Origin of the sequence: Vreelandella arctica, from assembly GCF_037070215.1 — a bacterium.
GTDB lineage: Bacteria > Pseudomonadota > Gammaproteobacteria > Pseudomonadales > Halomonadaceae > Vreelandella > Vreelandella arctica.
In genome coordinates this window covers 74645-95703 of the sequence record NZ_JBANSN010000014.1, presented here as the reverse complement: position 1 = coordinate 95703, position 21059 = coordinate 74645, and the positions used below count along the sequence as shown (strand labels likewise).

Annotated in this window: 17 protein-coding genes and 1 tRNA gene; 2 read left to right on the top strand and 16 right to left on the bottom strand. The window is 52.0% G+C overall.

Annotated elements, in window-relative coordinates; all coding sequences use genetic code 11:
- Nucleotides 1-647 precede the first annotated feature (647 nt).
- The 7 genes from V8L70_RS14050 to pgm form a co-directional block, all read right to left on the bottom strand.
- Complete coding sequence (locus V8L70_RS14050; protein ID WP_101145295.1) at nt 648-1256, bottom strand: hypothetical protein; 609 nt, start codon at nt 1254-1256, stop codon at nt 648-650.
- Nucleotides 1257-1627: 371 nt separating this feature from the next.
- Complete coding sequence (locus tag V8L70_RS14045; RefSeq protein WP_101145296.1) at nt 1628-2749, bottom strand: Fic family protein; 1122 nt, start codon at nt 2747-2749, stop codon at nt 1628-1630.
- Between the two features lie 544 nt (nt 2750-3293).
- Nucleotides 3294-4544 (bottom strand): tyrosine-type recombinase/integrase, encoded by a 1251-nt coding sequence (locus V8L70_RS14040; RefSeq protein WP_101145297.1) that lies wholly within the window; start codon nt 4542-4544, stop codon nt 3294-3296.
- A gap of 132 nt (nt 4545-4676) precedes the next feature.
- Nucleotides 4677-4753 (bottom strand) — tRNA-Arg (locus tag V8L70_RS14035).
- Between the two features lie 86 nt (nt 4754-4839).
- A complete protein-coding gene (locus V8L70_RS14030; protein WP_101145298.1) occupies nt 4840-5787 on the bottom strand; it encodes an AEC family transporter in 948 nt (315 codons plus the stop codon).
- A gap of 144 nt (nt 5788-5931) precedes the next feature.
- A complete protein-coding gene (locus V8L70_RS14025) occupies nt 5932-7851 on the bottom strand; it encodes a sensor domain-containing diguanylate cyclase (RefSeq protein WP_232774525.1) in 1920 nt (639 codons plus the stop codon).
- 320 nt (nt 7852-8171) lie between these two features.
- Nucleotides 8172-9758, bottom strand: a complete 1587-nt coding sequence (gene pgm / locus V8L70_RS14020) for a phosphoglucomutase (alpha-D-glucose-1,6-bisphosphate-dependent) (RefSeq protein WP_101145299.1) — start codon at nt 9756-9758, stop codon at nt 8172-8174.
- Nucleotides 9759-10213: 455 nt separating this feature from the next.
- On the opposite strand from pgm, the gene V8L70_RS14015 reads away from it, so the two are divergent.
- Complete coding sequence (locus V8L70_RS14015) at nt 10214-10393, top strand: hypothetical protein (RefSeq protein WP_232774518.1); 180 nt, start codon at nt 10214-10216, stop codon at nt 10391-10393.
- Between the two features lie 409 nt (nt 10394-10802).
- Here the strand turns inward: V8L70_RS14015 and V8L70_RS14010 are convergent, their stop codons facing one another.
- The 8 genes from V8L70_RS14010 to V8L70_RS13975 all read right to left on the bottom strand — a co-directional run bounded on the left by V8L70_RS14010 (nt 10803) and on the right by V8L70_RS13975 (nt 17746).
- On the bottom strand, nt 10803-11777 hold the full coding sequence (locus V8L70_RS14010) for a hypothetical protein (protein ID WP_101145300.1): 975 nt from the start codon (nt 11775-11777) through the stop codon (nt 10803-10805).
- A 98-nt stretch (nt 11778-11875) separates the two neighbouring features.
- Nucleotides 11876-12868 carry a porin gene (locus V8L70_RS14005; protein WP_232774520.1) on the bottom strand — a complete coding sequence of 331 codons (993 nt, stop codon included), beginning with the start codon at nt 12866-12868 and terminating at the stop codon, nt 11876-11878.
- Entirely contained in the window at nt 12850-12987 is a 138-nt protein-coding gene (locus V8L70_RS14000; RefSeq protein WP_232774522.1) for a hypothetical protein, read from the bottom strand. Before V8L70_RS14000 ends, V8L70_RS14005 begins: the two co-directional genes overlap by 19 nt.
- A gap of 263 nt (nt 12988-13250) precedes the next feature.
- Nucleotides 13251-14039, bottom strand: a complete 789-nt coding sequence (locus V8L70_RS13995) for a ProQ/FINO family protein (protein WP_101145301.1) — start codon at nt 14037-14039, stop codon at nt 13251-13253.
- 20 nt (nt 14040-14059) lie between these two features.
- Nucleotides 14060-14617 carry a dihydrofolate reductase gene (locus V8L70_RS13990; RefSeq protein ID WP_336269763.1) on the bottom strand — a complete coding sequence of 186 codons (558 nt, stop codon included), beginning with the start codon at nt 14615-14617 and terminating at the stop codon, nt 14060-14062.
- Nucleotides 14614-15387 carry a thymidylate synthase gene (locus tag V8L70_RS13985; RefSeq protein ID WP_431313222.1) on the bottom strand — a complete coding sequence of 258 codons (774 nt, stop codon included), beginning with the start codon at nt 15385-15387 and terminating at the stop codon, nt 14614-14616. The genes V8L70_RS13990 and V8L70_RS13985 overlap by 4 nt, the downstream gene beginning before the upstream one ends.
- A 170-nt stretch (nt 15388-15557) precedes the next feature.
- Nucleotides 15558-16355, bottom strand: a complete 798-nt coding sequence (gene lgt / locus V8L70_RS13980) for a prolipoprotein diacylglyceryl transferase (protein WP_336269754.1) — start codon at nt 16353-16355, stop codon at nt 15558-15560.
- A gap of 224 nt (nt 16356-16579) precedes the next feature.
- Nucleotides 16580-17746, bottom strand: a complete 1167-nt coding sequence (locus V8L70_RS13975; RefSeq protein WP_336269752.1) for a response regulator — start codon at nt 17744-17746, stop codon at nt 16580-16582.
- Nucleotides 17747-17955: 209 nt separating this feature from the next.
- On the opposite strand from V8L70_RS13975, the gene V8L70_RS13970 reads away from it, so the two are divergent.
- Nucleotides 17956-18738, top strand: a complete 783-nt coding sequence (locus V8L70_RS13970; RefSeq protein ID WP_336269749.1) for an NRDE family protein — start codon at nt 17956-17958, stop codon at nt 18736-18738.
- A 13-nt stretch (nt 18739-18751) separates the two neighbouring features.
- Here the strand turns inward: V8L70_RS13970 and ptsP are convergent, their stop codons facing one another.
- Nucleotides 18752-21013 carry a phosphoenolpyruvate--protein phosphotransferase gene (gene ptsP / locus V8L70_RS13965; RefSeq protein ID WP_336269769.1) on the bottom strand — a complete coding sequence of 754 codons (2262 nt, stop codon included), beginning with the start codon at nt 21011-21013 and terminating at the stop codon, nt 18752-18754.
- Between the last annotated feature and the right edge of the window lie 46 nt (nt 21014-21059).

Genomic DNA, 21059 nt, shown 5'->3' with positions numbered 1-21059 from the left:
CTTGCTGTTCAATAACTAAACGAACAGCTCGCTCCCGCACTTCCGGGGAATATCGTTTTGGTGAGTTCATAACTCCATCCTCTCAAGATATGGAGTCTCCGGTAAAGACGGGGCGGTTCAGGGTGCTTGTGCTTCCGGTTTTGCGGTTTCCATGGTTTGGCCCTCGTTGCTGTTACGGTCGGTCTGTTGAGTGGTGGTTGCTGGTTGGTTCATCAGGCCCTCCATTGGGCGGTTGGGGTGCAGGGTGAGGATGTGGAGCCAAGGCCCCACGGTTGGGAAAACGTGAGCAAGGCAAAAAGCGCCTGCCAGAAAGGGGGATGGGGCACGGCAAGGAGACAATCAGGAAGTGTTCGCATAACGAACGAAACCACTCCCCTATAATTCCCCTGACTGATTTCAAAAACGCGGGCAACGAGGCAACACCGGTAACACCATTGATTTAATTGGTATTTTTTGGCAACCTGTAGCCGCTTTTTTAAAACGGCAACAGACAAAATCAGGTGCTCTATAGATATAAAGATATGTGTTGCCTTTGTTGCCACCTCTCTTATTAATAGGCAACGGCTGCAAGCCCCGTGGTTGCTGGGTGTTGCCGTTGTAGCCAGTGTTGCCACAGAAACTAGGTTCACGCGTAAAAAGCCTATCCATCATTCGCCCCCTCGCTCTGCATCCAGCTTGTCGGGATCAATGACGAAAAAGCGCGTGCTCCCTCCTCCTGGGAGGCGGTAGTTTTTCTGGCGGCGGCCACTGTCGGTTTTGGCTAGCACGTTGTAGGTTTCCAGGGTGCGTATCACGCGGTCACGGCCATACCCCGCTGCCGCCTCAGTCAGTGAGGCACGGTTGAACAGGTAAAGACGCTTGCCGTCCTCGATCTCGAAGTAACCTGCTCGGTGCTTAATGTTGGAGTTGGGTAGCTCAGCAGCAATATTGGAAAAGCGGCTATCACCGTGCATGGCGATAAAATCCGATAGCGCGCTAAGTATTTGACGATCTTCTGCGTTACCGTCGCCTACCCTGGCGATCCACTCGCGGAATAGCTGGCGGCTTGCGTTGGCGGCGGTGCCTTCTTCCCACGGCAAAATTCCGTAAGTGGTCGCCAGCTCCCCGGCTAGCCCAATGATGGCGAAGCGATCCGCTACCCTGCCCGCCTGGGGGCCTTCAGAGTTGAATCCTTCCCGTACCTCAGCAAACCGCCGATAAAAGTAGTCGGGGTCGGTTTCCTTGAGTATCTGCTCCACGAATGCGGGGCCGATCATGCCGAAGTGGTGCGCTGTGGCCGTGGTCAGCCTTACGGCTCTTTCCGGTTTTCTGTTCCACGTCTTTACGGCGCAACAAGCGATTGCCTAGCGGGATCTGGTTCACCGTTTTGAAGGTGGGTTGGTGTGTGTTGTCGGTCATGGGTTTATGTCCTCGCGGTCTCGTTCCCAGCAAATGCTCCAGTAGCCCGAGTAAGCTTGACGCCCTCGCCAAAACCTTGCCAGCAGGGCCGGGTGTAAGTGGTGCCACTTACACCGAGGTAAAAAATTTTCTCTTGTATAAGCAAAAAAGCCGCTGCGGGGGCAGCGGCTTTAAACTAAACATAAACTACGACTCAATCTTAATTAGCTATTAATAAACAATATATCGCTTAAACACGGACTAGTTTCAGCAAAGGTTCAAAGGAATACATGGCTGGCCGTCGCCCTGATGCCTCCTCGACTGTACGTATTATGTCATTATCTAACATAATTCTAGTAAATCTTGCAGCAGTAGCTGCCGGAATCCCACTTTGCGAAGTAAATTTGTTATTACGAAATACAGGGTTAGTGAAAACAAAATCTAGTGCAGTCACGCTCCATTTTGAAGACAACAACTCAGCAAATAAAATTTTCATTTCTTCATATAACGACCTTATATTTTCAGCAACAGTTAAATTCCGTATTGCCTGTTGCTCTACGGCTTCTAGAAAAAAAGAACACCATTCTTCCCAATCCCCTGTCTCCGATACTCGCCTCATCGTATCAATGTACTCATCCTTATTTTCTTCAAAATATCCACTAATATAAAAATGAGGTGCTGAAATAGTTCCGTACTTCCATAACATCAAAGTTATCAACATCCTCCCAATCCTTCCATTACCATCTTTAAACGGATGTAAGGCCTCAAACTCTATATGCGCCAATGCTGCTTTAACGAGCGTTGGGCTAGGATCTTCATTGATATACTTGAACAATACATCTAATCCATCCTGTAGCCGCTCTGGGCTAACGGGAATGAAAAGTATTTTCTTTTTATTCCTATCAGCCAAATAATTTTGCTCAAGCTTAAACTCCCCCGGTGACTTTGATGCCCCTCTACCAAATGATAAAAGTCGTTGGTGTACTCCTTTAAGCAGCGACTGAGAAACTGGATAGCCATCATTTAGAGCTTTTTGAGCGGCCTTCAACGCCCTTTGGTAAAGTATTGTTTCAATAACTTCAGACCTTACACTAGGTGTACTAGCCGCCTCATTTTCATGATCAGCCTCATATTGCAAGATTTCATCCATAGTACTAACAGTTCCCTCCATTCTAGAAGAGATAACTGCTTCTTGATTCCTTAAAGGGGCAAGCAGTATTTCGCTATTGTGCATGTTTTTTAGCATTTGATCATAGCGTGCAATTGCATCTGTAGCTTTTATAAGTTTGTCTACAAACTTGCCATAATCTATTTTTTGAGGTGGAAATTTATCGTAGTGATAATTTACAGCTTCGTCTAAATTTAACTCCATTTCAATTGCCTCTCAAATTTTCAATTTCTTGAACGCCAAATATAGTACATCATATTTATCAATTTTTGAGAGTCAACATTATTTTCAATACCTCTATGGATGCCTGATCATGAGATGCATGCTTAGCAGAGGTTAGAATCTCATTTTTAGAACTATATGAGACTGTACCTATTTTGACGTGCATCTATGCAAACCTACAGAGCTAGCTTCTCACTTCCAAGAACTTATGAGAACGTAACCAACTTGACGTGCATCTATGCAAACCTACGATGCTAGCTTCTCACTTCTAGAAACTTATGAGAACGTAACCAACTTGACGTGCATCTATGCATACCTACGATGCTAGCTTCTCACTTCTAGAAACTTATGAGAACGAAGCTGTTTTGACGTGCATCTGTGCAAACCTACGATACTAGCTTCTCATTTTTGGAAACTTATGAGAATAAAGCTATCTTGACGTGCATTTGGGCAATCCTACAACGCTAGTTTTCAATCAAAGAAACTTACAGGCCTGTATGTAGCTCGACTTTCATATACTTCTCCCCTAACTCTCTCCTGAAAACAGCCTGCCCCCTTGCCTATCTGTCCCAAATAGATAATCCGCCCAAAATTGCATCATGGCGGGCCTTTGATCCGGGGCCATGTGCTGGGCGTGGGTGTAAACGCCCTCGATCCCTGGCAGCTTGTGCGATAGCTGTAGCTCTATCCATTCTCTTGGGTAACCCAATTCTTTCAAACCGGTGGCCACCACATGGCGGCAGCCATGGGGAACGTGCCGACCCTCATAGCCAAGGCGCTTTAAGGCCATGTTAAAGGCGGCATCGGATATCGGCTTACGGGGGTTGTTTCGACCTGGGAACAGCAGTTTGAAAGTTCCTGTTAGCTTGTGCAGGTAGCGCAACTCATGAACGGCTTGTGTGGGCAAAGGGACTTGATGCGCCCTGCCCATCTTCATACGCTCAGCGGGGATCTTCCAGATTCCGTCTTGTAGGTCGAATTCTTTCCACTCAGCCATGCGCAGCTCACCAGGGCGCACAGCCGTCAGCAGCAATAGCTTCAAGCCAATACGCACCATAGGGCTCTTATCGTAGCCCTCAATATCACGTACAAGTTCGGGCAGTTCTTCCTGAGAAATATGGTGAAAGCTTCCACGCTTATAGGGTTTAAGCGCTGTATTGAGGTCGGTGAGGGGGTTAAAGCTAGCCCGGCCCGTTATGATGGCGTAGCGATAGATATCCCTGCAGAAGGCGTGTAGCCGGCGTCTCTGCTCAAATTTTCCCAAGTCTTCTAGCGCGCGTAGTATCTCAAGCCACTCTAAGGGCAGAATGCTCTCAATGGCGCGATTACCCACCTTTGGGAAAACGTACATTTCCAGCACACGCTTACTATCGTTGGCTCGCTTAGAGGTCTCTTTCCAACGCGGCACCATGCTCGCGTGCCACTCCATGGCCAGCACCTCAAATGTGTTTTGTGCAGCGTACTGTTGCTGCCGCTTATCGTTTTGCTTTTGCTCAACTGGATCGGTGCCTTGAGATATTAAACGCCTTATGTCCGCCCGCTTCTCCCTCGCTTCGGCAAGGCTCACTTCTGGATATTTCCCAAGGCTAATCATGTTGCGCTTGCCATTAGGGCGTGTGTAGCGCAAACGCCACCCACGACGACCATCGGGCCAGATCCTAAGTTCTAATCCTTGGCCATCGTTGAGGGCTAAAATTTTCGTGCTAGGTTTGGTTGAGTTTATCTGTCGAACGGTTAGTGCCATGGCGGTATACCGAGCATCTTCGAATGGGGGCATATACCATTCTGTATACCACTTTGCAGCCGGTTTTGAAAGGAATGCTGGGGAACAATGAGGGCTAAAAAATAATGTCTTTCAGAGTGTTACACATCATTTTTGGCTTTGTCAGGACTTCTCAAGATAGCCCGTTGGCGTCCCTGGCAGGATTCGAACCTGCGACCTGCCGCTTAGGAGGCGGCTGCTCTATCCTACTGAGCTACAGGGACTTAAGCGGAGTACAAACTTGAGGGCGCGTAGTATAACGCGTCCGGTTAGGCAGGGCCAACCGAGTTGGCCCGCTTCAACCTAATTGCTAAATCCAACCAAGCAAACGCAGGGCAAACACGCCCAGCGTGACGGTAATGCTCGCCATCAGTGTGGTAATGGCGATGATATTGGCCGCTAACGCTACATTGCCACCGATCGCTTTTACCATCACAAAGCTTGCCGCGGCCGAAGGGCTGGCAAAAAACAGGAACAGCAAACCCAGCTGTGCTCCAGAAAAGCCCACTAGCCAAGCGGCTGCCGTTGAGACAATGGGCAATATCACCATTTTCATCCAGCTAGCGCTTAGCGCCACCTGACTACTGTCACGCATGCTTGATACAGAGAGCGTAGCGCCGATACAAATCAGCGCCAACGGCAGGGTTAAGGAAGCAAAGTAATCCCCTGAAGTAATCAACCAACTGGGCAGAGGGATAGAGAGAGCTGTAAATGGCAATGCGGCAAAGACCGAGATAATCAGCGGGTTGGTGGCAACATGCTTTAGCAAGCTGCGCCAGTCAGTGGACTGCCCAGGCTGATAGAACGCCAGCACCACCACCGAAAGCGCGTTGTACAACACAATAACCACGCCTAACAGCAAGCTACCCGCTGAAAGGCCGTAGTTACCGTACATACCCGCTGCAAGTGCTAGCCCCACTACACCGCAATTGCCACGGAACGCACCTTGCACGTATATACCGCGATCTTCACGCGCGACACGGTAATGCGCCCATACCCAGCTCAGCAGAAATTGCCCCAGCGTCGCCGCAGCAAAAAACACCATCAGTGAAACATCTAGCGCAACGCTTAGGTCGGCTTTTATCAAACTAAGAAAAATCAGAGTGGGCAGCGTCGCTTTAAAGACTAAGGCTGAGGCAGTTGAGACGAAAGCGCTGTCGATCAATTTCAAGCGCCTAAGGCTCAGGCCGATAAACACCATCGCAAACACAGGCAGCGTGATATCCAGCGTGCGAGCAAAGAGTTCGATTAGGTTCACAACAGTATCTCGATCTGCCTTGATTTTAAAAAACTGGCTTCTAGCAGTAAGTTCAGCACCTGCTTATATTCTACTGTTGGGCAAGTTTTGTCGACTAGTAAGCACGCCACAGGCACACAAGACGGCTTTTGGGGCATGTGGTAACTATTTAAATTGATCGAAGAGTTCCATGACATCATCATCATGACTTTGGGGCATATTGACGACCACCCCATCTCGGCCCTGATCTTTAGCCTTGTAACTCCCGGCATCGGCTCTCTCTAAAACGCTGCTTACACTGGCGTCAACTTCATCAAAGGTGGTGACGCCAATACTGAGCGTCACCATGTACTCTTTCCCTTGGTGAGTCACGGATATCTCCCCCACTGCTTGCCGCAAAGATTCCGCCACTGCCTTCGCCCGAGAAAGGGTACAACTAGGCAGCAGTACACCAAACTCGTCACCGCCCTGACGCGCTACATGGTCGCTACGACGCACCTCCCAGGCGACCACTTGAGCAATACGACGCAGCATTTCATCGCCCAAAGCATGCCCGCCTTCATCGTTGATAGGCTTAAAGTGATCTAAATCGAACAGCAACAGGGCCGAAGGCGTGCTGGTTTTTTGAAAATCGGCAAAAGCTTCTTCAAGGCGGCGCTCAAAACCTCGACGATTCAGCAAACCCGTTAGCGGGTCATGCTCCGCCTCCCAACGCTGAATAGCTTCCTGTTCCCGTCGCTCAGTTATATCTTTCACAACTCCCACCAAACCAAGGGTATGGCCATCTTGGGAAAGCATAACCACGCGAGCATGAATATCCAGCCACAGCAGCTCTTGATCGCTGCGTAAAAAGCGTAACTGACGCACAAAGTCACTGCCGGTACGTAGGCTATGGACCCACATATCCTTGGTACCGGTGATATCGTCAACGTGAATTTGAGTGAGCCATGACTCCATAGCCAGATCAGGAGAAATATTCAGCATCTCAAGCAATGCTGGATTCATGTAAGTGATGTCACCTTTAATATTGGCGACAAACATGCCCTGCGGTGCGGCATTGAGCACTGAGTCAAGAAACGCCTCGCGCTCCTGAAGATTACTGAGCAGTAGCTGCCGCTCCTCTTCTACCCGGTTAAAGGTGGATGCGACTTGCTGCAGTTCCTGCATATTGGTGGCCAGGCTGACGTGCTCTCTGTGGCCCAGCCCCACCTCACCAATCTGTTTTTCCAGATGCTTAAGGGGCGAAAGCTCACGACCTAACAGCCACCACAACAGGGGCAACATCAATACTGCCAGCGACACCCATAGCCACCAAAGTTTCTGGATGAAATTAGCCAGCGGCAATTGCGCTTGCTCAATCGGCAAATAGAAGCCAACGACCCAACCGGCAGGCCACACTTGAGCATAAGACTGTAGCGCTGTTTGGCCATTTAATAATTCGTCAACAACATCACCTTCCCAGCCATCCAAAGCAAGATCCAATCCAGGATTAAATTCCTTGTCAGGTACGCTGGCATTAATCAAGCGGCTGTTAGGGTGATACAAAATTTTTCCGGATGCAGTAGCAACAGCCGCATAGCCACTCTCACCCAAGCGAACCTTGGCCAAGCGACCAAACATTCCGCCTGAATCCAGGCTAAGAATGCCGCCCACGAAACCATCGAACTCACCTTGTTCAGTAAGGCGTGGAACGCTGACTAACACCATAGGCATACCACTAGCTCGCCCTTGAAATGGCTCGCTGACGTAAGGCCGAAGAGTACCGCGCAGCATACGGAAGTATTCAAGCTCGGCCGTGTGAAGCCCTACTCGGCCTACAATAGCAGGCCAGTCAGCTACGATCTCCCCTTCGCGATTAGCAACCACAACTCCCTCAAACCAAGCCAGCAGACCATCATTCTGACGCAGCTGGTAGCGGATCCAGCTCGCATCATCAGTAGCACTAATTATGCCGCTTAAGCGTTCTAATGCCTGAAAGCGCTGTTCAACCTGCTGGGTCACTTCGTCGGCAAGCAGAGTAGCTTCATAACGCAGATGAGACATATTGGCCTCATGCACCATGGTTTTACCCAGTTGCCACGACATGCCGAGCACCAGTGACACCACCAAAAACCAAGTAAGCGCGAGCCCCAGCAGAAGCCGGCTTTTTAATGAGCGAGAGGTGAGTGTTAGTTTCAGTGGGTTAGCCAGAGACACTGGCTAACCTTGATTTATAAAATAACGGCAGCATTTATACCCATTTTCTGTGGTAGGCGGAGCAGTATCGCTCAATCCAATTCAACCACCAACATAACAAAATTCCGACCCGCGCAAACGTTGATACGTATCAACTATAAGCCACTTTTAAAATTAATTTAACTGTGGAGCCTTCTATTTCATGGGTAATAAAACTGACTTTACATCAGCTACTGCAACACACCTGCTAGTAGTGCGGTGGCATTTTCGATCAGCTCGTCCAAGTGCTGTTCGCCTTTGAAGCTTTCGGCATATACCTTGTAAAGTGATTCCGTGCCGCTAGGACGAGCGGCAAACCAACCGTTTTCGGTAGTGACTTTAATACCGCCAATAGCAGCGCCATTGCCGGGTGCGTTGACTAACACCGCAGTAATCGGATCGCCAGCAAGCAGCTTCTCCGTTACGCTTTCTGCAGTCAGGTTTTTAAACGCAGCCTTCTCTTCCGGTGAACAGGGAGTATCCACGCGTTTATAGAAAGGCTCGCCAAAACGCTCGGTGAGCGTGCGGTAATACTCGCTGGGCGTTTTGCCAGTGACCGACATGATTTCTGCTGCCAGCAAACAGAGCACAATGCCGTCTTTATCGGTAGACCACGCTTTGCCTTCACGGGTCAGCAAGCTGGCGCCTGCGCTCTCTTCGCCGCCAAAGGCCAGCCAGCCTTCGTGCAAACCATCTACAAACCACTTAAAACCTACTGGGACTTCATACAGCTCACGCTGGTGGGAAGCCCCTACACGATCGATCATCGAAGACGACACCAGCGTCTTGCCAATCTTCAAGCTAGTGGCCCACTCTGGGCGATGAGTAATCAGGTAATCGATACACACGGCTAAAAAGTGGTTAGGATTCATCAAGCCGTTAGCGTCAACAATTCCATGTCGGTCTGCATCCGGGTCGTTACCAAACGCTATATCGAAGCGATCTTTAATCTTGAGCAGATTGGCCATTGCTGCAGAGCTTGAGCAATCCATACGAATTTTGCCGTCGTGATCCGACGGCATAAACGCAAACTCAGCATCAATCGTAGTATTCACAACCTCAAGATTGAGATGGTAGTGCGCCGCGATTGCCTCCCAAACAGGCAACGCCGTGCCCCCCATCGGGTCGACACCAAGCGTTGGATTTGCCTTCTGAATCGCAGCCATATCCACCACCGTGCCTAATTGAGCAACATAATGAGCGGTGAAATCGTACTCTTGGGCATGGGCGATCGCCTCATCAACCGGCACGGTAGGTACATCTTCAAGCTGACGCAGCAGGTAAGCATTCGCACGCAGCTCAATCCAGCCGGTGGCGTCAGTATCCGCTGGGCCGCCGTGGTGCGGGTTGTACTTGATGCCGCCATCTTCCGGCGGGTTATGCGAAGGCGTGATAATCAGGCCATCCGCAAGCGCTGGCACCGTCTGATCCTGTGGGCGATTATGATGCAAAATTGCCTGGCTAATCAGCGGTGTAGCGGTGTATCCGTGGCCTTTTTCAACAAACACCGACACCCGGTTGGCGGCCAGCACCTGCAGTGCACACTCCCAAGCGGGGCGAGAAAGCGCGTGGGTATCGAAACCCAGGAACAGCGGTCCCTGATAACCCGCTTCGATACGGTAATCGACCACCGCCTGAGTAATTGCATAAATATGTGCGGCATTGAACGTCCGCTCAATGGAGCGGCCACGGTGGCCGGAGGTGCCAAACGTTACGCACTCCTTGGCCTCGTTAGCACTCGGTGTTTCATCAAAAAATGCTTTCGTGACAACATCCATTTGTGTCTCCCTTGATTTAATTAGCAACATATTTATGGGTACGTTTTCCCAAGATAGCTAGCTCAAACATAGCTAGTTTAAGGGCAACTAGGTTAAGAACCACTAGTTTACACACCACAATTTTGAGTGTGTCACAAAGACATAACGTACTGCTTAAAACGACGGTCTCAATATCCAAGCACAACACAATTGAAGGGTGCTCGAACCCGCGACGGTTTTTTTGAACACCTCGGCGTTGACTTCCCGCAGCTGTGCCCTGGCCTTGCCATTACTCTACCGTCACGCTCTTAGCCAGATTGCGGGGCTTATCCACATCGGTGCCTTTTACCAAGGCCACGTGGTAGAACAGCAGCTGAAGCGCCATCACTAGGCTTCACCGCGCTGCCGCCGCGCTGACCCTTCCTATCGCCTGGAGCACCGCCCAAGCCTTTGGGGCCGACCCGCTCCCCTTTGTAATGGCCGTGGCCTACGGCGCCAGCGCCTGCTTTTTAATCCCCTTTGGCTACCAAACTCATTTAATGGTGTATTCACCCGGCCGCTACCGTATCACCGACTTTTTAAAGATTGGCTTACCGGTTAGTGTGACCTATTCGGCAGCGGTATTGGTGATTACACCACTGACGTTTCCGTTTTAAATAGCGCTAGAACGCCTGCTGATTAGATTCACCCATCAGTCGGCGCGCACTATGCCTGATGCAGAACTTCGGGTAGGAGCGGGGTCACCACCAGCCCTATCAGTCAGCGGTTCTGGAGTGAACTGAGGTGATCATCCATTAATGAGCATTCAACCTTGTTCACTTATTTGCTTCAAACAAAACGGCGCAAACGCCATGAGACCGACACCCGGCAGGCGCAGAGAAAGCTGACAATGTCGCGCATCATGGATACTGCGTAGGGCGATACCACCCCAAAGCTCAATCAAAAGCACAAACGCAAGCGGCGACCGAGGTCGCCGCTAATAGATCGTTTTTAAAAGAATTTATCAAGCTATGTGTACTGGGGTCTTCTGGCCTGCCTCCCCCCTTCTGCTGGCTATCTACATGCTCAGTCAATCACTTCGACACGCAATTGGTAGGTCGAATCGCGCCCTTGGATCGACCCGATCCGACGCCCCTCTACCCATACGCTGTACTCACCGGGCGCTAACTGTTGGCTGATAGCAAAATCGCCCGCGACAGCCGTTCCCTGGTCTTGTGCGACCACGTTACCTTGAGCATCCAGTAAACGCGCTTCTAAGCGGTAACTACCTTCGTTGCCTGGAAAGGTAGAGCTGTCAATCTGAACGTTGCTTGGCTCATCGAGCGTAAAGGTGGCAACCTCACCTTCAAAGGCAATCCGCACGTCGGCCAGAATGGTATCGAGCGTATTATCACTGCCGCCTGCGTCATCTGTTTGCTGAGCAAGCGTTTCCGGTGCGGCCTGCTGTTCACTGCCGCGATTGTCGCTGCCAAGAGCCACCGATGCAGCTCCCGGCCTAACAAACACTGAACCCGTGTCGCCTGCCTGACCAAAAATGGCATCATCGCCATCATCAATACCGCTTTCGCCTTGCGCTACGCGATTGCCTGACGCATCCAGCCCTACCACTTGAATCAAATAGCCGTTCGCACCAGAGTTGGTTGATCCCATTTTACGCGCCTCGGTAGCAAGCGTGTATTCACCGGGCTCCAACTCCACGGTCATTTCCAGCCCACCACTACGACCGAAGGCATCTCCCTCTCGAATCACATTACCCTGTTCATCGGTTAGCGATGCAACAATACGATAATCGCTATCCCCCCCCACGGGATTGCTGACTAACTGATACTGCCCGGCATCAGTCACCGTAAAGGTATGGGTTTGCTCGCCACGAAAAGGAAAAGTACGGCTGCGCGCGTCGGTTTGTGAAGAAAAGAACTTGGAAATGTCCACCTGATTAGCAGCCTCAAGACTACGCTGCTCGGCAGGGCTTTGCGCCCATAGCGGTAAACTGGCGGTTACCAGCACTACGCCGAGGCCGATCACATACCGATTGACCATGACTATTCTCCTTTGATACCCAATAAAATCCGCATACAAGAAAGCCGGCCCAAAGGGCCGGCTTCGATCATTACAGCTTTGTTCGCGAGGAACAAGAATTAGAAGCTGTAAACAACACCTGTAGCAACGAAGTCACCTGCGTCTTCTTCACGGTCATAAACGCCGGTTTCCGCCCAAATGTACATGCTGTCGCTGATGTTGTAGTTAGCGCCGATCAGGAACTCATTGTACTCTTCGTCACCGGTAGTACCCGCGTAGTTCTCATCAACAATCCCAGCAGCGTCTTGAGCATCTACAAACTGGTAACCCGCGTAAACATCACCGAAGTTGAAGCCATGACTTGCACTCAGAGCATAACGGTCTACTTCACCGTCATCACTACCTTCTTCGAAATTAGTGCGCTCGTACTTAGCACCTAAAGTCGTAGCACCTAAGCCATATACAGCGCTGAGTGCGTAAGCATCCGCTTCGAATTCTTCACCAGTCGTAGTATTTTCTAGTGTGTAGTTATCCAAAGAGTCGTAAATAGCGGCTAGCTGGAGGCTATCAATGGTGTAACGTACACCGGCGAAGAATGCAGCTTCATCTTCTTGAGTGGCATAAGTACCGTTACCGTTTAGATCATTACCCGACTCACCTTCAGCGTCACCTTTGTATTGAAAACCTAAGCCAAAGTCAAAGCCGCCAAAGCTCGGTGACATGTACTGTACTTTATCGCCTTCACGGTCAATTTTTGCATCGGGATTACCGGTTAAAGTTTTGACCCCATTAGCAACGTCAGTAGAGGAGTCAGAAACATCAGCGAACTCGTAGTTGGTGATTTTGTCTTGTGCCCAGTCATCAATCAGCGGGTCCCAAGAACCTACACGCAAGTCACCAAAATTACCTTTTGCGCCAACGTAGGCTTGGTCGCCATTCTCGATGCCATCTTCAACTTTAGCTTCATCAGCGTCGTGTTCCCACTCAGCCTTCATGTAGGCTGTCAGGTCACGCGAGATCATGTGAGAAGCGTTGATACCAACGGTAGAACCGTTATCGCCCAGTTCATCTTCGGTGCTGCCATCACCAGCTTCTACAGCCGAGTAGGCCAACTGGATGTGCCGTACAGATCAACCTTGGTGCCATCTTCGTTGTAGATAGTCGCGGCTTGGGCTGCTGCGGAGGCGCCCATGGCACCGATGATAGCAGTCGCTAGAAGTGTCTTTTTCATGATTTTAATTCCTTAGCTCGTATACTGTTTCGATCGTTACTGCTCGACTCTTAATAAGTCGGCAGGTGGCTTTTGCGGGCCATGCTCTTTTTCCATCCCCGGTTTTTCCCGGTGGTATGCGGCATGTCCTCAACTAAGCCTTGTTATAGTCCAATGCTCGCAAGGCAAACTCTATACTGGGATCCCAGAGAACGCAATAGAAAAAAACAGTGTTTCTTTACTATTTGCATTTTTTTATGGAACCCCTGCGCTCAGGCCTGGTCTCAGCGCCCTTTGAATTTTTGCTGCAAGCCTAGCAATTTGTCTTCTAAGCTAAGCGGCTTATGCGATTCACTTTTTTCACTTTCAGCCTGCTCTACCGCCACTTGCCGGGGCTTTGGGGCAACAGGTTTTGATTTGGATGGGCTTTTCTTAGGTTGTTCGTTCTCTTTTTTTTCGCCGCGTTTTTCTGATGCATGCTGCGCTGCCTCTTTATCAACCTTACCGGCAGGCTGGCCGTCTAAATCTACCCGCTCAGCGCCTACACGCACGGCTTTTATATAGCGGGGAAGGTTTACGTAGTTGGCCAGTGCGCGACGAATCAGCTTATTGGGCCACTCTTCGCGCTCCGCCAAGTCTTGGTGAATACCTACTTTGAGCGGTTTGGTATGGCCTTTAAAGAACGCTTTTGGATAGCGTTCATACCATTGATTAAGCAGTGCATGCGGCGAAGGTGCTTGGGCAGATTCAGCTGTTTGAACTGTTTGTGCTATTTCGGCAGGCCCCTCTTGTTCGTTATGCTCTGGTACAGCTTGTGGAGCGGACGCTGCTGGTTCAGAGATTGCTTGGTCAGACGCTTCGCTCTTAGTGACCATTGGTTCAGGAGCACCTTCGCGGTGGGATTCAGCGGTGGCCGCCCTCTCCTGGCCTGGCTCGCTTGGCTCTGGAGCATTTTGCAGCGCCAACTGCTGCATTAGCCGCTGGTTTTCTTCGCGCAGGGCTTGCAGCTCAGCTTGTGTGCGTTCAAGACGCGCTTCTAAGTCATCTAAAATATTCATTAAGCTGGCGGCCATAACCTTCTCCTTTGACCTTTTCAGTCGGCGATACGCTCGTAGACCACAAAATCGTAGTTTGGCTGCCCTTCTGCTGGCTGCCCCGCTACGCGCTGTACTTCTTGCCATTCGCTGAGTGCGAAGTCAGGAAACGTGGCGTCGCCTTCTACGTCGATATCCACTTCCGTGATGTAAAGCCGCTGAGCAAAGGGTAGCGCTTGGCGGTAAATCTCTCCGCCCCCCATCACCATGATCTCTTCTGCCGCCTCTATAGTGGCATGCTGGTCGGCCAGTTCCAGCGCTGCGGGCAAGTCGTGGCACACACGTATGCCTTCGTGAGAAAACTCGGCGTTGCGGGTAACCACTACATTAAGCCGGTTCGGCAGCGGCTTGCCAATGGAGGCGTAAGTTTTACGTCCCATCACCAGTGGTTTTGCCTGGGTAATACGCTTAAAGAACTTCAAATCTTCGGGCAAGTACCAGGGCAGCTTGCCGTCGACGCCGATCACGCGGTTTTTTGCCATCGCGACAATCATTGCCACCGGCACTAGGGAGTCAAAGCTATCGTTGTGCATAACCATATCGCTTTCCTGGCTCATACCGCTACCTCGGCTTTGATGTGGGGGTGCGGTTCGTAAGCCTCAATCTCAATATCTTCGAAACGGAACGCGAACAAGTCATCTATTTTTGGGTTAAGTACCAGCTTTGGCGCGGCCTTCGGGGTGCGCGCGAGCTGTTCTTTGGCCTGTTCCAAGTGGTTACTGTACAAGTGCGCATCGCCTAGGGTGTGGATAAACTCACCCGGCTGCAGGCCGGTCACCTGCGCGACCATGGTCAGTAGCAAGGCGTAGCTGGCGATGTTAAACGGTACGCCGAGGAAAATGTCGGCGCTGCGCTGATAGAGCTGGCACGACAATTTTCCATTGGCAACGTAAAACTGGAACAGGCAGTGACACGGCGGTAGCTGCATTTCATCGACCTGGGCTGGGTTCCAGGCGGAAACAATCAAACGGCGCGATTGTGGTGAGGTATGAATTTGCTCCAACACCTTGGCAATTTGGTCAACGCTGCCGCCTTTAGGGTCTGGCCAGCTACGCCACTGGTAGCCGTAAACGGGACCTAGGTCGCCGTTTTCATCTGCCCACTCGTCCCATATCCGCACGCCGTTCTCTTTCAAGTAGGCGATGTTGCTGTCGCCCTTCAGGAACCATAGAAGTTCGTGAATAATAGAGCGCAGGTGCAGTTTTTTGGTGGTGATGAGCGGAAAGCCACGCGATAAATCGAAACGCATTTGATGACCAAACACGGAACGCGTACCCACGCCTGTGCGGTCGTGGCGTTCAACGCCATGCTCCAAAACGGTTTGCATCAAATCTAAATAGGGTTGCTCAAGCGCGGGCGTGGGTACAGTCACAGAATTTCCAAATTAACAGGCGGTTTAGCCGTTTATTCTAGGTGGTGGGGTCATAAGGGGCAATGCGAAGATTGCCCCTCTTTTTAGCCAGTTGGTCGAAACCAACTGGCTAAGCGCTCCTTTATCTACACTTTTTGGATTTTCACATCCACTGGTTGGGAGCGTGACCAGGCAATAACGAATAGGCCCAGGGCAATCATGGGGAGGCTTAGCAGCATACCCATGGTGAACCAGCCAAATGCAAGATAGCCAATATGGGCGTCGGGCATGCGGACAAACTCGACCATAAAGCGGAAAACGCCGTAGCAGACTAAAAACAGCCCGGATAAGAAGCCGCGAGTTGTCGGCTTGGCAGAAACCCACCAGAGAATAGCGAACAGCACGACGCCTTCCAGCAAAGCTTCATAGAGTGCAGAAGGATGACGCGGCTCAGGCCCCATACCGGGAAATGGCATGCCCCAGGGTAGCGAGGTCACGCGCCCCGGCAGCTCGTGATTGATGAAGTTACCTATGCGCCCCGCTCCCAAACCGATGGGTACCAAGGGGGCAATAAAGTCAGTCAGGGTTAAGAAGGCTAGCTGTTTGCGCCGAGCGAATATCCAGGCCGCCAACAGTACGCCGAGTAGGCCGCCGTGAAAGCTCATGCCGCCATCCCATACGCGGAAGACCCACAGCGGGTCGGCTGTCCACTGCCCTAGCCCGTAGAACAGCGCGTAACCTAAGCGCCCACCTGCCACCACCCCGATCGCACAGTAGAAAAGCAAATCGCCGATATCATCATTATTGAGGCCGAGGCGCGATGCCCGCCGACAACCAAGCCACCATGCTGCGACAAAACCCACTACGTACATCAAGCCATACCAATGGACTTGCAGCGGCCCTAAGGAGATCGCCACTGGGTCAATCGTCGGGTAATTAATCATTTACACTCTCTACTCTGACCAAAGGGAATTTTCACTCACGAATCACTAAAGCGCCCACACCATGAGCTAGCGAGCAAGTTTAACGCCTAAGCGTGCAAATGGAACGCTGGTGACAACAATACTGAAAAATGCAAACCACATCTCAACGCCAGCTCCTTACTCCGAGCGACCGCTGCTAGTGTTCATTGATCGAACGCGACGACGAAGTTCATTCAGGACGATGGTCATGCAGAAGGTGTCGGTTTAAGCGTGCCAGGAAACCAATGGCTAATCATTCTGAGAAGAGTTTCAGGTTGGTACGGCTTGGCAAGCAGGTCATCCATACCGGCTGTTAGGCAGGCATCACGCCCGGCGTTGTCGACGTTGGCCGTCAGCGCAACCAGCACGCTTTGGCTACCACTATGGGTGCGCTCATATTCACGCCAGCGCCGCGTGGTCTCAAGCCCATCCAAGGTGGGCATAAAAATGTCCATAAACACCAAGTCGAAAAAGGCGCCCTGCTGGCGTTCAAGTGCCTGCTCACCGCTACTGACGCCTTCGACTTGAAGACCCTGGGTTTCCAGCATTTGCCGCGCCAGCATCAAATTCACTGGCCCATCATCAACCACCAGCACACGTAAATTATCACTACCCTTCACCATACCTTCCTCAGCAGTATGCTGAACAAGGTTAGCCAATAGCGCACGAATATCTGACAGCCGCTCGCTCACATCCATAATATTTTGCCGACAACTATCGGTAATATCGTTTTCGGCCATTGCATTTAAATGCTCAAACAAGCTGTCAGTTTCACGCTGGAGCAGTATCAGATAACCTGATTTTAAACGTGACTCTTCCCGCGCTCTGTCACGCCCCGCCATTAAGTGCTTGAGCTGCTGCTGATGGTGTTGAAGGTCATCGAGTAGCGTTTGTTCATGCTCATGCTGGGTGCTTTTAGTGGCGGCACTAGCCACCTGCGAGTAGTTAATGCGGCGTTTAAGTCCGGCTAGCATTTCGTTAACGCTGGCAAGACGCTGCAGGGGAAGATGAGATTCGTCGGAAGCATCCGGCGAGGAACATTGTTGCTCAAACTGCGCACGTTCAGCGGTGGCGCACAGTATCTGACTGTGCCGTTCAAGCTCAGCGAGCTCTTGCATGAAACGAATATCGTTACGTCGACCACGCGTTTTGAGCAGCATTAGGAAGGCGCCGACATTCAAACTGCTACCAATGAGCAGGGCGGCCATTAACCATAGCAGGGTGCTCCAGGAAGCGTAACTTGGCGACACCCACCAGACCATTGCACCAACTACCAGGCAGAGCACAATCAGTGCCGCTTGCAAAAGCAGTAACGGCCACAACAGCGGCCACACAATGGCGTTCCAAAAGTGCTCCCTTTGATAGCGTTGCATGATCTCGCCTTCCTCTTGGCCGAATGGCCGCTGATAACGTGACCGCTGTTTAACCGCTGAGATACCTGCCACTATGACGGCACTCTCACCCTTTGGGTGATGATTTATACTACTAACCTGATACTGATAGCAGTGTACGTCTACGCTTCGTTACTGTCATGCTGCTCTTGCGTTGAACGTATTTCACCCTTTTCGCCTATGAGTTTGTTATGTGCTTGATATCGTTTGCTTGGCAACCCGGTACGCCGACACCTTTGCGGCTGATGGGCAACCGCGATGAGTTCCATGCGCGCCCTACTGCACCACTTGCGCAGTGGAAAGATAACCCTGCCATTATCGGTGGTCGTGATTTGGAGGCTGGTGGCTCGTGGCTGGCTGCTAAACGTGGCGGTGTCGTAGCAGCCTTGACCAATGTCCGCGATTTACAGCTGAGCGTGCCCCCCGGCGCGCCTAGCCGTGGTGAACTGGTCGCGAACGCTCTGCAGTGTGACGATATTAACGCGTGGCTTACCGCGCTTGGTCAAGGCGGCGCATTGCGCTATGCAGGCTTTAACTTGTTAGTCGCCACGCCACAGCGGCTGTGGCATTTGCACCGTGGTCGTGATCGCCTAGCTTTAACCGATGTGGCTCCCGGCGTGCATGGCCTCTCTAATGCCGACCTTAACTCCCCCTGGCCAAAGCTTTTACATGTGCGTAGCGCACTCGAACATACGCTTTTTCAGCAAGACCCTGTTCAATCCTGGCCTCACATCGTGCAGCGCGCGATGCAAAATCCTCAGGAGGCTGCGGTGGAAGAGTTGCCGGATACCGGTGTGGGGCTCGAACTGGAGCGTCAGTTGTCGGCAGCGTTTATTGTTGGCGAGCGCTATGGCACCCGTGCCACTTCGTGGCTGACGTTAGACACCCAAGGGAACATCGACATTAGCGAGCAGCGCTTCGGACCGCTGGGGCGCTTTGAAGGTGAAACCACCCTGGCGCTTCCCAGCAGCTGAAGACAAACACTCCTTAGTCGCGGGGTGGCATCAAGTGCGACAACTGCCACTCATCCAAACGCTGATCTAAATGGGCATGCACCTGTGCAGGAGTATCCAGCTCCATCACTTCTTTGAGCAGCTGCTGGGCATCGCTAAACGGTACTCGGCGGATTGCCGCGCGTACTTTGGGTAGGCTGGGCGCGTTCATGGAGAGGCTGGTAAAGCCCATTGCCATCAGCAGCAGCGCCCCGGCCGGATCACCGGCTAACTCACCGCATAATGAAATGGGTTTATTCAGCCGCGTGGCGTCGTTGGCAAGTTCAAGCAGCGCACCGAGCAGCGCTGGGTGCAGGGCATCGTACAGACTAGATACCCGCGGGTTGTTGCGATCTACCGCCAGCAAGTACTGGGTAAGGTCGTTGCTGCCCACGGAGAAGAAGTCGACTCGCTTCGCCAGTGCGTCCATTTGGTAAATGGTGGCGGGCACTTCAATCATCACGCCAACCTGAGGCCGAATGACCGTAAGTTCTTCTTCCCCTAGCTCTAAAATGGCGCGATCCAACAGACGCAGTGCCTCATCGACCTCTTCTACGTTGGTGATCATCGGGAACAGCACGTAGAGATTATCGAGATCAATGGAGGCTTTAAGCATGGCGCGCAGTTGCACCATTAGCACTTCGGGGTGATCCAGCGTTACCCGCATGCCGCGCCAGCCAAGGAATGGATTAGCCTCTTCGATGGGGAAATAGGGCAGATCTTTGTCACCACCAATATCCAGTGTACGCATCACGACCGGTAGCGGCGCAAAGCCTTCTAACTGATCGCGATAGAGCCGGGTTTGCTCTTTTTCGCCGGGAAAACGCTCAGTGATCATAAACGGCACTTCGGTACGGTAAAGCCCCACCCCTCCGATGCGGCTTTTCAGCAGCGCAGTGGCATCGACTGCCAACCCGGTGTTCACCATGAGCGGCATGATATGGCCATCGGGCGTGGCGCTGGGCAAATCCTGTTCGTGCTCAAGCAGTTCGCTGAGCGCCTCTTCTTCGGCGATCAGACTGGCGTAGCGGGCTTTAAGTTCAGCCGCTGGGCGCACAAACAGTCGACCACGGTGGCCATCCAACACCACCGGCGCACCACCTAGGCGCGGCAGCGGCAAATCCACCATGCCGAGCACCGTAGGAATACCCATGGCGCGGGCGACAATCGCCACGTGGGAGGTGCTGGAGCCACGCACCGAGACGAGTCCTTTAAGCTTGTCGCGGGGGACTTCACCCAGCATGGCCACGCTAATTTCATCGCCGACCAGAATGGCGTTATCGGGGTAGGTTTCCGGCGTAGAGGGCGTATCTTCCTGCAGGTGGGCGAGCACACGGCGACCCAGATCACGAATATCAGCCGCCCGCTCACGCAGGTAGTTATCGTCAACCCGTTCTAAATACTGTACGTGGCGTCGAACCACATCGGCGAGTGCACCTGGGGCCCACTGCCCTTCACGAATACGCTTTTCGACTTCATCGGCCAACGCCGCTTCACCGAGCATCTGCTGATACACATCAAACAGCGCCAGCTCCTGAGCGGAGATACGGCTGGCCAACCGTTCGGCCGCCGCACGAATTTCGCTGCGGGTTTTGCCAATTGCTTCCTTTAAGCGTGCCACCTCATAATCCAGGTCGCTGGGTACCAAATCAGGCACGCTGTTTAAGTCAGCAGGCGGGGTAATCACCACCGCCTCACCCATCGCCATGCCTGGCGAGGCGGCAACGCCTTTAAACATTGCCTGGCCGCCCGCAAGCGCCGGGCGCATTAGGTTGCCGGTCGCCAACGCATGGGCCAATACACCTGCCAACTGAGCGGCCATGGTGACCAAAAAGGCTTCGTCTTCATCGTCGTAGCGGCGCTTTTCGGCTTGCTGAACCACCAGCACGCCCAGCATATGGCGCTGATGAATAATCGGCACACCCAAAAAGCTGGAGTAGCGCTCCTCGCCGGTGGCTTCAAAGTAGCGGAATTGCGGGTGGGTCTGGGCGTCTTCGAGGTTAAGCGGCTCACTGCGCTTAGCCACTAAGCCCACTAGGCCTTCACCTAATGGCAGTACGACGCGCCCAACAGCCTGGGTGCGCAGGCCAATGGTCTCCATCAATACCAGCGACTCAAGCTCTTTGTCGTAGAGGTAGAAAGAGCACACATCGGTCTGCATCGCCTTACGAATTCGACGTACCATTGTGGACAGCGCGGCATTGAGGTTGCGCGCGCCGTTCACTTCCTGAATCACCCGGCGCAACACCTCAAGCATGGACGTTTTACTTTTCACTGTTATTTGCCTCGCTGAGGAATTTCTT

Coding starts and splice junctions, on each gene's coding strand:
- V8L70_RS14050 (WP_101145295.1), bottom strand. CDS start 1,256: ATGATCGGCCCCGCATTCGTGGAGCAGATACTCAAGGAAACCGACCCC.
- V8L70_RS14045 (WP_101145296.1), bottom strand. CDS start 2,749: ATGGAGTTAAATTTAGACGAAGCTGTAAATTATCACTACGATAAATTT.
- V8L70_RS14040 (WP_101145297.1), bottom strand. CDS start 4,544: ATGCCCCCATTCGAAGATGCTCGGTATACCGCCATGGCACTAACCGTT.
- V8L70_RS14025 (WP_232774525.1), bottom strand. CDS start 7,851: ATGTCGTGGCAACTGGGTAAAACCATGGTGCATGAGGCCAATATGTCT.
- pgm (WP_101145299.1), bottom strand. CDS start 9,758: ATGGATGTTGTCACGAAAGCATTTTTTGATGAAACACCGAGTGCTAAC.
- V8L70_RS14015 (WP_232774518.1), top strand. CDS start 10,214: ATGGCCGTGGCCTACGGCGCCAGCGCCTGCTTTTTAATCCCCTTTGGC.
- V8L70_RS14010 (WP_101145300.1), bottom strand. CDS start 11,777: ATGGTCAATCGGTATGTGATCGGCCTCGGCGTAGTGCTGGTAACCGCC.
- V8L70_RS14000 (WP_232774522.1), bottom strand. CDS start 12,987: ATGAAAAAGACACTTCTAGCGACTGCTATCATCGGTGCCATGGGCGCC.
- V8L70_RS13995 (WP_101145301.1), bottom strand. CDS start 14,039: ATGGCCGCCAGCTTAATGAATATTTTAGATGACTTAGAAGCGCGTCTT.
- V8L70_RS13990 (WP_336269763.1), bottom strand. CDS start 14,617: ATGAGCCAGGAAAGCGATATGGTTATGCACAACGATAGCTTTGACTCC.
- V8L70_RS13985 (WP_431313222.1), bottom strand. CDS start 15,387: ATGCAAACCGTTTTGGAGCATGGCGTTGAACGCCACGACCGCACAGGC.
- lgt (WP_336269754.1), bottom strand. CDS start 16,355: ATGATTAATTACCCGACGATTGACCCAGTGGCGATCTCCTTAGGGCCG.
- V8L70_RS13975 (WP_336269752.1), bottom strand. CDS start 17,746: ATGCAACGCTATCAAAGGGAGCACTTTTGGAACGCCATTGTGTGGCCG.
- V8L70_RS13970 (WP_336269749.1), top strand. CDS start 17,956: ATGTGCTTGATATCGTTTGCTTGGCAACCCGGTACGCCGACACCTTTG.
- ptsP (WP_336269769.1), bottom strand. CDS start 21,013: ATGCTTGAGGTGTTGCGCCGGGTGATTCAGGAAGTGAACGGCGCGCGC.